Source organism: Hyphomonas oceanitis (assembly GCF_036964545.1).
Lineage (GTDB): Bacteria > Pseudomonadota > Alphaproteobacteria > Caulobacterales > Hyphomonadaceae > Hyphomonas > Hyphomonas oceanitis.
This window is the reverse complement of the sequence record NZ_JBALTL010000002.1, coordinates 124,090-136,967: the sequence shown is the minus strand read 5'-3', so window position 1 is coordinate 136,967 and position 12,878 is coordinate 124,090. Positions and strand designations below refer to the sequence as shown.

The 12,878-nt window shown below is 61.6% G+C and carries 13 protein-coding genes; 2 read left to right on the top strand and 11 right to left on the bottom strand.

What is annotated here, in order from left to right; genetic code table 11:
* The first annotated feature begins 53 nt into the window (after positions 1–53).
* Positions 54–551: a DUF2721 domain-containing protein gene (locus V7651_RS05435; RefSeq protein ID WP_051624669.1), complete on the top strand. Its 498-nt coding sequence runs from the start codon at positions 54–56 to the stop codon at positions 549–551.
* On the opposite strand, the gene V7651_RS05430 is transcribed toward V7651_RS05435, so the two are convergent.
* The 10 genes from V7651_RS05430 to cls all read right to left on the bottom strand — a co-directional run bounded on the left by V7651_RS05430 (position 548) and on the right by cls (position 11,327).
* Positions 548–1,123 (bottom strand): hypothetical protein, encoded by a 576-nt coding sequence (locus V7651_RS05430; protein WP_335612498.1) that lies wholly within the window; start codon positions 1,121–1,123, stop codon positions 548–550. The two genes, V7651_RS05435 and V7651_RS05430, sit on opposite strands and share 4 nt — an antisense overlap.
* Positions 1,124–1,178: 55 nt before the next feature.
* The gene (gene ftsH, locus V7651_RS05425; RefSeq protein WP_035537629.1) at positions 1,179–3,101 is read right to left on the bottom strand and encodes an ATP-dependent zinc metalloprotease FtsH; all 1,923 of its coding nucleotides are present in this window, start codon (positions 3,099–3,101) and stop codon (positions 1,179–1,181) included.
* Positions 3,102–3,194: 93 nt separating this feature from the next.
* Complete coding sequence (gene tilS / locus V7651_RS05420; RefSeq protein WP_335612497.1) at positions 3,195–4,241, bottom strand: tRNA lysidine(34) synthetase TilS; 1,047 nt, start codon at positions 4,239–4,241, stop codon at positions 3,195–3,197.
* Complete coding sequence (ybgF, locus tag V7651_RS05415; protein WP_335612496.1) at positions 4,229–5,257, bottom strand: tol-pal system protein YbgF; 1,029 nt, start codon at positions 5,255–5,257, stop codon at positions 4,229–4,231. Before ybgF ends, tilS begins: the two co-directional genes overlap by 13 nt.
* A gap of 101 nt (positions 5,258–5,358) precedes the next feature.
* On the bottom strand, positions 5,359–5,904 hold the full coding sequence (gene pal / locus V7651_RS05410; RefSeq protein ID WP_035537627.1) for a peptidoglycan-associated lipoprotein Pal: 546 nt from the start codon (positions 5,902–5,904) through the stop codon (positions 5,359–5,361).
* Between the two features lie 221 nt (positions 5,905–6,125).
* Positions 6,126–7,481 carry a Tol-Pal system beta propeller repeat protein TolB gene (gene tolB, locus V7651_RS05405; RefSeq protein ID WP_035537626.1) on the bottom strand — a complete coding sequence of 452 codons (1,356 nt, stop codon included), beginning with the start codon at positions 7,479–7,481 and terminating at the stop codon, positions 6,126–6,128.
* 32 nt (positions 7,482–7,513) lie between these two features.
* The gene (locus V7651_RS05400; protein ID WP_335591926.1) at positions 7,514–8,473 is read right to left on the bottom strand and encodes a cell envelope integrity TolA family protein; all 960 of its coding nucleotides are present in this window, start codon (positions 8,471–8,473) and stop codon (positions 7,514–7,516) included.
* A gap of 18 nt (positions 8,474–8,491) precedes the next feature.
* Positions 8,492–8,929 (bottom strand): ExbD/TolR family protein, encoded by a 438-nt coding sequence (locus tag V7651_RS05395; protein ID WP_035537624.1) that lies wholly within the window; start codon positions 8,927–8,929, stop codon positions 8,492–8,494.
* Positions 8,930–8,932: 3 nt separating this feature from the next.
* On the bottom strand, positions 8,933–9,646 hold the full coding sequence (locus tag V7651_RS05390) for a MotA/TolQ/ExbB proton channel family protein (protein ID WP_035537621.1): 714 nt from the start codon (positions 9,644–9,646) through the stop codon (positions 8,933–8,935).
* A 223-nt stretch (positions 9,647–9,869) separates the two neighbouring features.
* A complete protein-coding gene (gene cls, locus V7651_RS05385) occupies positions 9,870–11,327 on the bottom strand; it encodes a cardiolipin synthase (RefSeq protein WP_035537620.1) in 1,458 nt (485 codons plus the stop codon).
* Between the two features lie 70 nt (positions 11,328–11,397).
* Between cls and V7651_RS05380 the strand changes: the two genes are divergently transcribed.
* Positions 11,398–12,135, top strand: coding sequence for an endonuclease/exonuclease/phosphatase family protein (locus V7651_RS05380; RefSeq protein ID WP_084146231.1), 738 nt, complete (start codon positions 11,398–11,400; stop codon positions 12,133–12,135).
* A 66-nt stretch (positions 12,136–12,201) separates the two neighbouring features.
* Here V7651_RS05380 and V7651_RS05375 read toward each other — a convergent pair whose 3' ends face one another.
* The gene (locus V7651_RS05375; protein ID WP_335612495.1) at positions 12,202–12,864 is read right to left on the bottom strand and encodes a PadR family transcriptional regulator; all 663 of its coding nucleotides are present in this window, start codon (positions 12,862–12,864) and stop codon (positions 12,202–12,204) included.
* Positions 12,865–12,878 lie beyond the last annotated feature (14 nt).

Here is a 12,878-nt window from a genome sequence, read left to right as displayed (position 1 = left end):
GAGGCCTAAGGCAATACTTGACGTGAGCGCGTGACAAGGCGAAGCCTTATGCCATGCCCATTTCCGTACCCGCCGATATTTCCCACATCATCCAGCTCGCCATCGCGCCGGTCTTCCTGCTTGCAGGCATCGGCGCGCTGCTCAATGTCATGGCCAACCGCCTTGGCCGCGTCGTTGACCGCTGGCGCAAGGTCGAAGGCTTCCTTGCCGATCTCGGCGAAGAGGCCCGTAAAGCCCACGTGCTGGAACTGGCCGCCATCGACCAGCGCATGATCCGCATCAACCGGGCCGTCACGCTGTCGACGCTCTCGGCCCTGCTGATCTGTCTCGTCATCGTCATCCTGTTTACCGGCCAGCTGATCCGCACCGACGTCTCAAACCTTGTCGCTGTGCTCTTCGTCGCTTCGATGGGCGTGCTGGTCGCCGGCCTGGTCTATTTCCTGATGGAGATTTCCATCGCCACGCGCACCTTGCGTGTCGCGCCGCATCTGATCACCACGGCGCGGGCCAGCGGCAGCCGGAAGAAAAGACTGCCGCATATTCTCGACTAGTCAGTCGCCTCAACCGGCTCTGGCGGCGTGACGGGCTTGGCCGTATCAAATTCAAGCCGGAAGAAACGCCCCGGCCGCTCCAGCTCATAGGCAAACAGCGTATGGGCCGGGCGCACTTCCACGGCCCAGATATTGGCCTTGGATTCCGGGATGCCCGCCTCATCGAACAGGGCCTTGGTCGCCTCATCCGCCGGGAAATTCTGCCGCGAGCCGCTGCTGTAATCCGCCGATGTCCCGCCATAGCCCGTCACCGCATCAAGGCTGCCATCGGCATGCCGGTGCTCATGATGCAGGGCCAGTCCATCCGCCCCGCGTGTCAGCACCCAGGTGCGTGACGTATCCTCCCCCACCGACAGCGGAATGCGTATCTGCGATTTCGAACAGTCGCGCACATGCATGACGATGCGCTGGCTGCGCCAGTCATCGTCTGCCGCATCCTCGCTGACGATCTCCCCTTCAAAGGCCTCGCCACACAGCGACGAGACGCGCCCCCAGAATTCCGCCTCGGGAGACGGGATGCAGGCCGAAACGGAAAGCGCGGCAAGGCCGCCAAGACATGAGCGCAAAAGCATGGGGCGCAGCCTAGACTGGCTGCGCCCCATTTCAATTCCTAATATCTGGCAGACGTCAGGCCGGGTTCGGCTCGGTGTCGCCCAGGCCGGCATCGCCCTTCGGCTTGCGGCGCTTGCCGGTGATCGGAACGGCAGAGGCCGGGCCGGAATCATCATCGGTCAGATCAGGACGCGTTGGCTTGTTGCCCTTCAGCAATTCCGCCATCTCGAAGCCCGACAGTGTCTCATACTCGAGCAGGCCTTCGGCAATGATCTCCCAGTCGCGACGCGTGTCGGTCATGATGCGGCGGGCTTCGTCCATACCGGTCTGGATCAGCTTGCGAACTTCTTCCTCGATCTTGCGCGATGTGTCTTCCGACACATGCGAAGACTGCATCAGCTGCTGGCCAAGGAACACGTCACCCTGGTCCGAGCCATAGTCCACCGGGCCGATATTGTCGGCAAAGCCCCAGCGCGTGACCATCGCCCGCGCAAGCCTTGTGGCCTGCTGGATGTCGGAAGCGGCGCCAGCGGTGACATTGTCATGGCCGAATTTCAGTTCCTCGGCGACACGGCCGCCCATCATGATGGCCAGGCGGCTGGTCATCTCGATCTTGGACATGGACAGCTTGTCGTCTTCCGGCAGCTGCATGACCATGCCGAGCGCACGTCCGCGCGGAATGATCGTCGCCTTGTGGACCGGATCGGCCGACGGCACTTTCATCGCCACGATGGCGTGGCCGGCTTCGTGCCAGGCCGTCAGCTCTTTTTCTTTTTCAGACATCACCATAGAGCGGCGCTCAGGGCCCATCAGGACCTTGTCTTTCGCGTCCTCGAACTCGGCCATGGCAACAACGCGCTTGCCGCGACGGGCTGCCAGAAGGGCTGCCTCGTTGACCAGGTTCGCAAGGTCAGCACCCGAGAAGCCGGGCGTACCGCGTGCGATCGTCTTGGAGTCGACATCCTTGGCCAGTGGCACATTGCGCATGTGAACGCGCAGGATTTTCTCGCGGCCGATAATGTCAGGATTGCCGACAGTGATCTGGCGGTCGAAACGGCCGGGACGCAGCAGGGCCGGGTCCAGCACGTCAGGCCGGTTGGTCGCGGCGACGAGGATGATGCCTTCATTGGCTTCGAAGCCGTCCATCTCGACGAGGAGCTGGTTCAGCGTCTGCTCGCGCTCGTCATTGCCGCCGCCAAGGCCTGCGCCACGCGAACGACCGACAGCGTCGATCTCGTCGATGAAGATGATGCACGGCGCCGAGCGCTTGGCCTGCTCGAACATGTCACGCACGCGGCTCGCGCCAACGCCGACAAACATTTCGACAAAGTCTGAACCGGAGATCGTGAAGAACGGCACACCAGCTTCACCTGCAACAGCGCGGGCGAGAAGTGTCTTACCTGTACCGGGAGGACCGACCAGCAGCGCGCCTTTCGGGATCTTGCCGCCGAGGCGCTGGAATTTCGAAGGGTCCTGCAGGAATTCAACAATCTCCTGCAGCTCTTCCTTGGCCTCATCGACACCGGCCACATCGTCAAACGTGACGCGGCCATGCTTTTCAGTGAGCAGGCGGGCCCGCGACTTGCCGAAGCTCATCGCGCCGCGTCCGCCGCCGCCCTGCATCTGGCGCATCATGAAGAAGACAAAGCCGACGATCAGGAGGATTGGCAGGATCGAGAAGATCAGCGAGGCGACACCATTGCGGCCGCTATCAGCGTCAACCGAGAACGGGACACCTTCTTTGACCAGCACGCCTTGCGTTTCCATGTCGAGGCCGCGCAGCTCGCTGACGAGCGTCCGGTTGTCGGTCGTTTTCACGACGATCTGCTGGTCGCCAAGCGTGGCTTCCGTGATCTGGCCGGAATCGATCAGCTTGTAGATTTCAGACAGTTTGGCCTTGTCGGCATGGTCGGCTTCGGAAGATCCGCCCATCGCAACGGCCATGCCGATAACAAGCAGGGCAATCGCCCCCCAGATGGCAAGATTTCGCACGCTCATATCAGCTCTTTCCGTTTACAGGGATACTTGATCTTTAACATAGGAGCAGCATTACACAAAAACGACTCCTTTCGGCTTAACACGCAGCAATAGTCATGCGCTGGCTGCATAGAGGCTTCGTAAACCATCAATTCGCCGCGCCGTCAGCGTTTCCGGGCCATCCCGCCCCGCTTCAGGCATAAGGTGGACCCTCCCCTGCTTGCGGACAAGCTTTGCCCCGCCAAGTGTCGCACCCGCAAAAACCGTGTCCGCCATCAGACGCGCCGCCAGACTGACCAGATTCTCCCGTCGCGGCGGCGTCTCACGCCCCGTCACAGCCTGGATCAGCAGACCCAGCCCGCGCACAGCCGTATCCATGGACAGCGCCCCCAGGTCCGTTTCGATCCCACCTTCGTCCTCGCTGATAACAACGTGATCGCACAGCCAGCGCCCAAGGCGCCGATCCTCGATCGCGCGCAGGCCTGCCAGCTCCGCCATGCAGCGCCTGACCCGCGCCGCCGTCTCGGGCGACCCAGCGAGCAGCCGACGCATGCGCACCCGCTCATAGGCCAGGTTTTCATTGCTCGGATCCTCGATCCATACCTGCCCGCGTGCATGTAGCAGGCTGCGCAGATCTTCGCGGTTTTCAGAAAGAACAGGCCGCGCGATGCGTACACCCTCCCCTTCCGGCCACACAGGGGACATGGAAAGGGCCTGCATGCCCGCCAGACCGTACCATCCGGACCCCTGACGCGCCCGTATCAGGAACGTCTCTGCCTGGTCATTGGCCGTGTGTCCGGTCAGCAAATGCGTGCCACCTTGCGCCTTCAACGCCAACGCCAGCGCCGCATGCCGCGCCCGCCGCGCCGAGGACTGCCGGTTCACCGGGTCGTCCCAGCGCAGGGTCTGGTGTGGAACATGCAGGTCGCGGCAGATCGTTGCGACCCGCGCCGCCTCGCCTGCGGCCGCCGTACGCAGCCTGTGGTCAAAGGTCAGCGCCGCCAGCTTGCGCCCGCGCGAACGGGCCCATTCATGGGCAATGAAGAGAAGCGCGAGGGAATCGCTGCCGCCCGAAATCGCAATCCCGACGGGACCGCGCGCATCGTGGCACAGCCGGTCAAACGCGGCGAGACGGGGCGCGAGCCCCTCTAGTTGTCGCACCCGGACTTGGTCCGCTCGACGGCAGACAGGTCGCGCGTCACGCCCGAAGCATTCGGATAGCGTTTCGGCAGCGTGTCCAGCGCGAGGCAGGCCTTCTCCTTGTCACCGATCAGGCGCATGTCCCGGGCGAGTTTGACCAGTGCATCAGGCGCACGCGGATCGTTCGGGAAGGAGCGGATCATGGTCGTATAGGCGGCGCCGCTGTCTGCATAAGCCTTCTGCTGGTAGAGCGTCTCGCCCAGCCAGTAATGGGCTTCGCCGGCCTGCGGGTCATTGCCGAAACGTTCGAGGAAGAGGCGGAAAGCCGCTTCGGCGCCGGCATAGTCAAACTGGATCAGCTTGGACTTGGCTGCCGCAAACAGCGGACCGGCCTCGCCCGGCAGGTCGCTGGCGGAAATCGTGCCCAGCGAGCCCGATGGCAGGCTGAGGCCATCCTCGGAAGGATTGTTCGATACGGAGGTCGGCGCCTCACGCACACCGGAGGCGCGATTGGCCACATCTGATGCAGAATCGTCGGCATTCCGGTTGATCAGTTGCGTCGGTCCGGAGGCGAGGCCGCCAGCGCGGGGGGCAGCAGGCGAGGCCGCCGGATAGTCGCTGCCTTGCGTTGCGCCGGGATAGCCAGCGGACGGGTCAGCGCTCGGATCGCTATACTCCGCGCCGCCAAGGCGGGCTTCAAGCGCGGCAAGCGTGCGCGACTGGGCCTCAAGCTGGCTGCGAAGTTCGCCTATACTGTCGGAAAGGGATTCATTGTCGCGTTGCAGGCCGTCATTCATGTCGCGTGCCTGCGAGAGCTGGAATTCCATCGTCTCGACACGGCCCGTCAGGGTCATGATATCGCCAAGCAAATTATTGACCTGAACTTTCAGATCGGCGTTCTGCTGGCGCACGGTGGCAACCTGGCTGGAGAGGTCTGAACTGGTTACGCCCTGCGTTATCGGGGCGCCACGCTGCGCCATCGCGGGCGAGGCAGCAAGCATGAGACAGGCGAAGGCGACAGCCGGGGCTTTGAACATCAATGCAAATTCTCCACGCGTTTAGATAAGCACAATACAAAAACAGCCGGGGCCAAAATAAGGCACCCGGCTGCAAATTGTCGTAAAGTCAGCAGTCCGGATTAGCTGGTCGAGCCGGAAACGATCTGCGTGAAGCCGTTACGGTTGAGGGCCCAGGACTGCTCGTCACTGCCAGCAGCGATCGGGCGTTCCTTGCCGTACGAGATCGTGTCGATGCGCGAAGGATCAACGCCAAGGCTGACGAGGTAATCTTTCACGACCGAAGCGCGACGCTCGCCGAGGGCGAGGTTGTATTCGCGTGTGCCACGCTCATCACAGTTACCTGCAACGAGGATGCGGACCTTCGGGTAAGACGCGAGCCAAGCGGCCTGACGCTTCAGGATTTCCTGATCGTCGGTGTCGAGGCGGTAGCCGTCGAGATCGTAGTATACACGCTCGCCGACGTTCACGCGGAAGTCGTCAAGCGAACCAGCCAGCGGGCCGGTAGGTGCAACAACGGTTTCTTCGACTGTCTCAGTTGGAGCAGGCGTTGTGTCAACGACTTCAACTGGCGCGGTTTCTTCTGCGACAGGCTTGGGTTTCGATGCGCATGCGCCGAGCGAAAGCAATACGGCGGCGGCAACGGTAAGTTTCAGTGAGGTTTGCATTGCTAAGACTCCCCTGGATGTCTTTAGAGCGATATAGGCGCCTTGCGGCGGGCGTTTGGTCAACGTGACGACGACTAGCGCGTGTCTGATTTCCATATGATTACGAAATCAGGCAATAATCGGGCGATGACTGAACCACGCCCCGTTTCGCACAATTTTATCCGTCTGTCTCCTGAAAGCAACGCCCCCGGGGCCTTTCCCGGGGGCTTTTGCTGCTTTTATTACTGCAGAAGCGGTGACCAGGCAGGGTCTGACGCATCTGTTTGCGTTTTGAGGCGCTGCTCATTGCGGCCAGACAGGTCAACTGACCAGAGCTGAGGGCCTGCACCGGGACGTGATTCGCGGAAATACACGATGACACGGCCGTTTGGCGACCAGTCCGGACCCTCGTCGAGGTAGGCTTCGGTGAGCAGGCGCTCGCCTTTTCCGTCCACACCGATCACGCCGATATAGAACTTGCCGCCCGATTGTTTCGTGAAGGCAACGAGGTCGCCACGCGGGCTCCAGACGGGCGTGGAGTAGCTGCCCTTGCCGAAGGTAATACGGCAAGCTGCATCACGACCGCCCGACGGACAGGTCCGCGGGCTGCCATCGGCATTCATTATATATAGCTGCGGGCTGCCGCCACGGTCGGACGTAAACACGATCGCATCGCCATCAGGTGACATGGACGGCGATGTATCAATCGCAGGGTGATCCGTCAGACGGCGTGATTCCCGCGTCCGGAGGTTCATGATGTAGATGTCGGAATTGCCACGCTGGGCCTGCGTCAGCAGCACGCTCTGGCCATCACGCGAGAAACGGGGCGCAAAGGTCATGCCCGGGAAATTGCCGAGCAGTTCCTGGCGGCCGGTCTCGATATTGAAGAGATAGACGCGCGGCTTGCCGCCCTCATAGGACATGTAGGTGATTTCCTGAGCCGACGGCGAAAAGCGCGGTGTCAGCACCGTGTTGCGGCCGGGCGTCAGGTATTGCTGGTTGGCCCCATCGCTATCCATGATGGCGAGGCGCTTGACGCGCTCCAGTTTCGGGCCGGTTTCGGCGATGTAGACGATGCGCGTATCGAAATACGGGTCTTCACCGGTCAGGCGCGTATAGATGGAGTCGGCAATCTTGTGCGCGATGCGGCGCCAGTTGTCAGGCGTCGTGGTCAGGCGGCGACCCGGCTGGCCATTGATGCGCATCACTTCACCGGCATAGACGTCCCAGAGGCGGAACGAGACGGCGATCTTGCCATCGGGAAGCTCTTCATACTGCCCGACGACCAGGCCGTCCGTGTTGATGATCTTCCAGTCGGCAAAACGCGGCTGCACGTCCAGCGACAGGTCCTTCTGGATGAAGGAAGCCGGGTTCTGCATCTCGAACAGGCCGGTCGAGGTCAGGTCGGCGCGCACGACGTCGCTGATCTGCTTGGCCAGTTCGGCATTGGCGCCCGAGATCTGAAAATCCGGAATGGCCAGCGGCGTGGGGGTGAAGTTGCCGTCGGTCACACGGACCTGAAGCTGCGCCGCAGAGGGAAGCGCGAAACTTGTGGCGAACAGGAACGCTGTCGCCAGCGCCATCAGGATACGTTTCATTCGTTTGCCTCCTAGAATAATGGGATGGGCCGTCAATTTTCGGGCCCGATTGTCACGTCGATTTCTTTCCACTGGTCGTAATCGTCGGCCGGCAGCTTGTACGGGGCGCACTTGCGCACGGCCCTCAGCGCCAGGTCAACGGGTATGCCGGCCCGGCCAATGGGGCGGGACTTGGGCAGCACAAGATCGGCCGAGTTGGACAGCGAGCCGTCGCGGGCGAGCTTCAGCCGCACCACGACATTGATCTGGTCTTCCTTCGGCAGGTCGTCGATGCCATTCCAGCAATAGCCGATCTGGCGGCGCACAGCGGCCTGCAGCGACGCGGTATTGCCGGTCCGGTCGCCCGCGCCCTTGCGGGGCTGCTGGGCATCGGCCAGCACGGGCTTCTCGATCCGTGGCGGCTCCTGCGCCGGCGGCGCCTTGCGCTCGTTCTGCGCCTTGGTCTTCAGCACGTCCTCGAAATCATTGAGGAAGTCGAGGTCGTCCGTCTCCGACTTTGGCTTTGTCTTCTGGACCAGCTTCTCTTCCTTCTTGGGCTCGGGCTTTTTCTTTTCCGGCTCCTTCACAGGCTCCGGTTCAGGCTCGGGCTCGGCCTTCTCATCTTCCACAACGAGGTCATCCTCGCTCGGTTCCTCGGCGCGTGTATCATTGGCGTCGACTTCATCCGGCGTCAGGTCCGGCTGGTCGTCCGGGACCGCCTCTTCCTCGGGCGCCTCTTCAGGCACCGGCTCGGCCTCTTCCTGCACTTCGGCCTTCGGAATGGCGGACACATTGGTCACCAGTCCGATGTCGAGAAACTCGATGGGCACGTCGATGGCGCTCGCGCATTCCGGCAGCCGCATCAGGATATCGACAGGCCCGAGGCCCGGCTCATCCCGCTTCAGCTTCTCGATGGCCTTGTCGCACTCGGTTTTCTGCGTCGGCCACGACATCACGGCCAGCGCGATAACGCTCGCGTGGAGAAGGGCCGAAAGGGTGAAACCGCGCATCATGAGTGTGGAAAGGTCCTGCTATTTCTTCTGTTCGGTCACGAAGGCGAGCCGCGTATAGCCCGCCGCGCGCACTTCGGACGTCACTTCCATGATCCGGCCATAAGGGGTGGCCTCGTCGGCACGCAGATACATCTGCTGCTCATAGCCCTCGCCAATAATGGCCGCGAGCTTGGCGCCAAGCTCATCAACACTCACTTCCGTGTTCTGAATATAGATCGCGCCGTCCGCCTTGACTGTGATCGCCAGCGGCGCGTCATTCGGCTCGGTCTTGATCGGGCCAGACCGCGTCTTCGGCAAGGCAACGTCCTCGCCGCGCACCAGAAGCGGCGCCGTGATCATGAACACGATCAGCAGCACCAGCATGACGTCAACGAAAGGCGTGACGTTGATTTCAGCGTTCAGCGAGCGACGTCCGCGACGTCCGCCCTTGCCGCCGGATCCGAGGATCATGCCCATGGCTTAGTCCCTCCCGGGATCAGAGGCGCGGCGGGACAGGCGCACGAGCACATCCTGCGAGAACGTGTCGAGCTGGTCACCGAAGCTGGTAAGGTCGCCCGTGAACTTGTTGTAGAAAATGACCGCCGGAATGGCCGCAACCAGGCCCATGCCGGTGGCGAACAGGGCTTCCGCGATCGGGCCGGCAACCGTTCCGAGGCTCGTATCCTGTTGGGCGGCAATGTTGAGGAAGGCGTTCATGATGCCCCAGACCGTGCCGAAAAGGCCGATAAAGGGCGACGCAGACCCGATGGTCGCAAGCACGCCCAGCCCCTTGCCGGCCTTGCCGATCTCGCGATCAACCGTCGCCCGCATGGAGCGCTCTGCCCGGCTGACCAGTGCAGCGGCTTCAGCAGGCGCCGGCATCCCGCGTTTGGCATCAGACCATTCGCGGGCCGCCGAAGCGAAGACGCGGCCGGCTGCGTCGCTGCCGACCTGGCCGGGGCGCATGTCGAAATCTTCCGTACGCCCGCCCCAGAAAGCGGCCTCGAACTGTTTCGCCTTGCGGCGTGCGCCACCCAGCGAGAACAGCTTCTCGACAATCACCATCCAGGACCAGATCGAGGCGCCGAGAAGGAAAAGGAGCACGAGCTTGACCACGGGGTCGGCGTCAAACACGAGAGAAAGCAGCGAGAAGTCAGTATTGCTGGCCGCCGTGCCAATCGCTTCGGATTCCATGAGATGTCCTGCTCCTTGAAGTCTGCGTGCGGGACGCGCACTGCATATGAGTCTGTGCCGATGGCGCGAAGCCTCGGCGTCTGCCCCTGTTTCAACACCAAATCTGGCGGAAACACGGCAGGGACGCCGTTTTCCGCAGTTGGTTAACCGCTAGGGCCATTTGGTTAAGGTTTCGTGCTGATGACATGCTTCGCTGCACTGCAGCAACCCCTCCGATTCGTATCTAGAGGAGTGGGGCGGCCAGTCGCAGGACATTCTCCTGAAGGCGCCTGAATCGCGGCCTTGCTGTCCACTCTTCGTGCGTCAGCGGCACACAATTGGCCAGATACCGTTCGCGCAGGGCATCCATATCCCGGTTCAGCCCGCGATCATAGGCGATGAGGGTCAGCTCGAGATTCAGGTAGAAGCTGCGCGTATCCATGTTCACCGTGCCGACCATGGAAACCTTGTCATCAATCAGCACGCATTTGGTGTGAAGCAGGCCATCTTGATAGCGCATGATCGTGATGTTCGCGCGTAGCAGCTCGGAGAAGACCGACTCGCTCGCCGACTGCGCCATGCGGGAATCAATGCGCTCCGGTACAATGATGTCCACGGCCACGCCGCGCTTCTGCGCCGCCTTCAGCGCCAGGGTCAGTGTCTCGTCCGGTATGAAATAGGGCGTGATGATCGAGACACGCTTGCGCGCCGCGAAGATGGCCGAGACCACCCATTCATGGATAAGCGAGTCATGGATTTCAGGGCCCGAGGGCAAGAGCTGCAGCGCCACATCGCCCGGCGCCGTCTCGCGCGGATGGTCCGTCGGCAGGTCGCGAAGCGCCTTGCGATCAATATCGAGCCCGACCGTGTCGAAGATGTAATCGGCGTTGAACACGACGCCGAGGGAATCGACGATATGGCCTTCCAGCCGGAACATGATGTCGACCCATTCGCCGACCGCCTTGTTCTGCTTGAAGAAGCGCGGGTCGACCAGGTTGAAGCTGCCGACATAGCCAATCTGCTGGTCGATCGCGATCAGCTTGCGGTGATTGCGCAGGTCGGTTCGTTGCGACAGCGACTTGATCAGGCCGACGGGGAGCGACGCTTCGACATCCACCCCGGCCTGCCTCAGCCGTTGCAGCCAGCTTGACCGGAACAGGGCCTTGCTGCCGAAATGGTCAGCCAGAAGGTTGCAGTCGACGCCGCGCTTCGACGCCCGCACAAGCGCCTCCATCACAGCTGTCACCCGGCCTTCCGGCTCGACAATATAGAATTCGAGATAGCAGGTGTTTGTCGCCGCATCGATATCGGCCACCAGCCGGTCGAGAATCTCGCCGGCATCTTCCAGCATCTCGACCCGGTTATTGTGTGTGACATGGAAGCCGGAATCTGCGGCGATGCTTTCGCTCATGGCGCGGAAGGCGTCTGAGACGTCCAGCTCCTCGGCGGCGCCGCCATCATCATCAATGCCATAACGTTTCTGGTAAAAATTGCGCACCCAGGCGCTCTGATGCAGCCGTTTGCGGCCCATCCTGTGATCGCCGAACAGAAAATAGAAAAAGATGCCTATATAAGGAATGGCAAACAGGATGATGATCCATCCCAGCGTCGTGCTGACGGCCAGCTTGCGGTAAAGCAGGCGGAAGGTGAGCGCGACAGCGATCACGATATGGAGCGCAAAGACCAATGAACTTGGCAGCAAGGCCGTCCCCTTCAGTTTCTAGCGCCCAACGCTGCATGGAACCACCTGTTCCAGACTGCATATGAAGGCCATGACACAGACACTCCGGATCCTGACATGGAATATCCAGGCCGCCATCGGCACTGCACGATATTCACATTACCTGACACGCGCGCATCATCAGGTGTTCAATACCAGTGCCAAGCAATCCACGCTGGAAAAAATTGCCGAAATCGTCTCCGAACATGATGTCGTCTGCCTCCAGGAGGTCGACTTGGGCGGCAGGCGGTCGGGATTCGCATGTCAGGCCGAGCGCATTGCCATGCTGTCCGGCCACAATCACGTCGCCAAGCAGCAGAACCGCACCATCCCTGGCATCTCACTGCACGGAAACGCCATCCTCAGTCGGTACGAACTGTCTCATATACATGATTTCAAGCTTCCGGGCCGCGTGAAAGGACGCGGCTGTCTAATCGCCAATGTACAGGTGGGACGGGGGATTTCGGTCGCCAACTTACACCTGAGCCTCGGTCGCAATGACCAGGCGTTGCAACTGGAGGCCATTGGCACACACCTGCCCCATAAAAAGGCCTTTCTGGTCGTCGGAGACTTCAACTGTACGAACAGTTCCACTCAGCTGGAGAGCTTCGCCGGGTCCGTCGGCGCGCAAATTGCCGACCAGCCGCCGATGCCGACCTATCCTTCCTGGCGCCCCAATCGCGACCTGGATCACATCATCTATTCCGACGCGGTTCGCCTCGAAGAGCGCCGCAGCCTGCCCCTTCAGCTCTCCGATCACCTGCCTCTGTCGGCTGAAATCAGTTTCTAGATCCCGCCAAATACATTGCGGGGCCCCCTCCGGAGCCCCGCATGCAGGTGTCTTGACGGAAAAGCCCTAGTCGAGCGAGTCGATCTCGTCTTTCGCCGCATTCAGGATTTCAACGATCCGGCGCTGGCGCGCTTCATCGGCCATCTTGTGGCGGGCCGTCTTGATGATGGCATGGCGAAGGCGATGCATCGCGGTGCGCACGTCAGTCGGATCAACGTCCTCCTCCGCCTTGAGCAGGTCGGCCAGCCGCTCATGGATCGCTTCGACCGTTGTAGCCTCGCGCTCCAGTTCCGCCTTCCCCTCATCGGTGATGTGGAAAGTCTTCTTGCCATCCTCGGTGCGCACTTCAGCCAGGCCGAGGTCCTGGATGATTTCCAGTGCGGGATAGATCACGCCGGGGCTCGGCTTGTAGGTGCCGCCGGTCCGCGTCTCGATTTCCTGGATCAGGTCATAGCCGTGGCGCGGGGTTTCATTGATCAGGCTCAGGATCAGCAGGCGCAGGTCGCCATGCCCCAGCGGGCGTCCGCCGCGACGTCCCATGCCACCGCGTCCATGGCCGTGTCGGCCGCCCATAGCCATTTTCATATGCCAGCGTGCGTGCCGGCCGTGTCTGTGATGTCCGTGCATGTTCTCTCCTCTTTCCCGGCGCCTGTGGCTGCCAAAGCTGTCGTCATTGTCCAAAAGCTCGCCTGACAGAACCATTCTGTCTTCGGGGTCTCTATTGTTCATTGATACTCCTTTTA

Excerpts from the sequence above, each read along its gene's own strand:
- V7651_RS05430 (WP_335612498.1), bottom strand. The coding sequence starts at position 1,123 with ATGCTTTTGCGCTCATGTCTTGGCGGCCTTGCCGCGCTTTCCGTTTCG.
- pal (WP_035537627.1), bottom strand. The coding sequence starts at position 5,904 with ATGCAAACCTCACTGAAACTTACCGTTGCCGCCGCCGTATTGCTTTCG.
- V7651_RS05380 (WP_084146231.1), top strand. The coding sequence starts at position 11,398 with ATGACACAGACACTCCGGATCCTGACATGGAATATCCAGGCCGCCATC.
- V7651_RS05390 (WP_035537621.1), bottom strand. The coding sequence starts at position 9,646 with ATGGAATCCGAAGCGATTGGCACGGCGGCCAGCAATACTGACTTCTCG.
- V7651_RS05435 (WP_051624669.1), top strand. The coding sequence starts at position 54 with ATGCCCATTTCCGTACCCGCCGATATTTCCCACATCATCCAGCTCGCC.
- V7651_RS05375 (WP_335612495.1), bottom strand. The coding sequence starts at position 12,864 with ATGAACAATAGAGACCCCGAAGACAGAATGGTTCTGTCAGGCGAGCTT.
- V7651_RS05400 (WP_335591926.1), bottom strand. The coding sequence starts at position 8,473 with ATGATGCGCGGTTTCACCCTTTCGGCCCTTCTCCACGCGAGCGTTATC.
- ybgF (WP_335612496.1), bottom strand. The coding sequence starts at position 5,257 with ATGTTCAAAGCCCCGGCTGTCGCCTTCGCCTGTCTCATGCTTGCTGCC.
- V7651_RS05395 (WP_035537624.1), bottom strand. The coding sequence starts at position 8,929 with ATGGGCATGATCCTCGGATCCGGCGGCAAGGGCGGACGTCGCGGACGT.
- tolB (WP_035537626.1), bottom strand. The coding sequence starts at position 7,481 with ATGAAACGTATCCTGATGGCGCTGGCGACAGCGTTCCTGTTCGCCACA.
- ftsH (WP_035537629.1), bottom strand. The coding sequence starts at position 3,101 with ATGAGCGTGCGAAATCTTGCCATCTGGGGGGCGATTGCCCTGCTTGTT.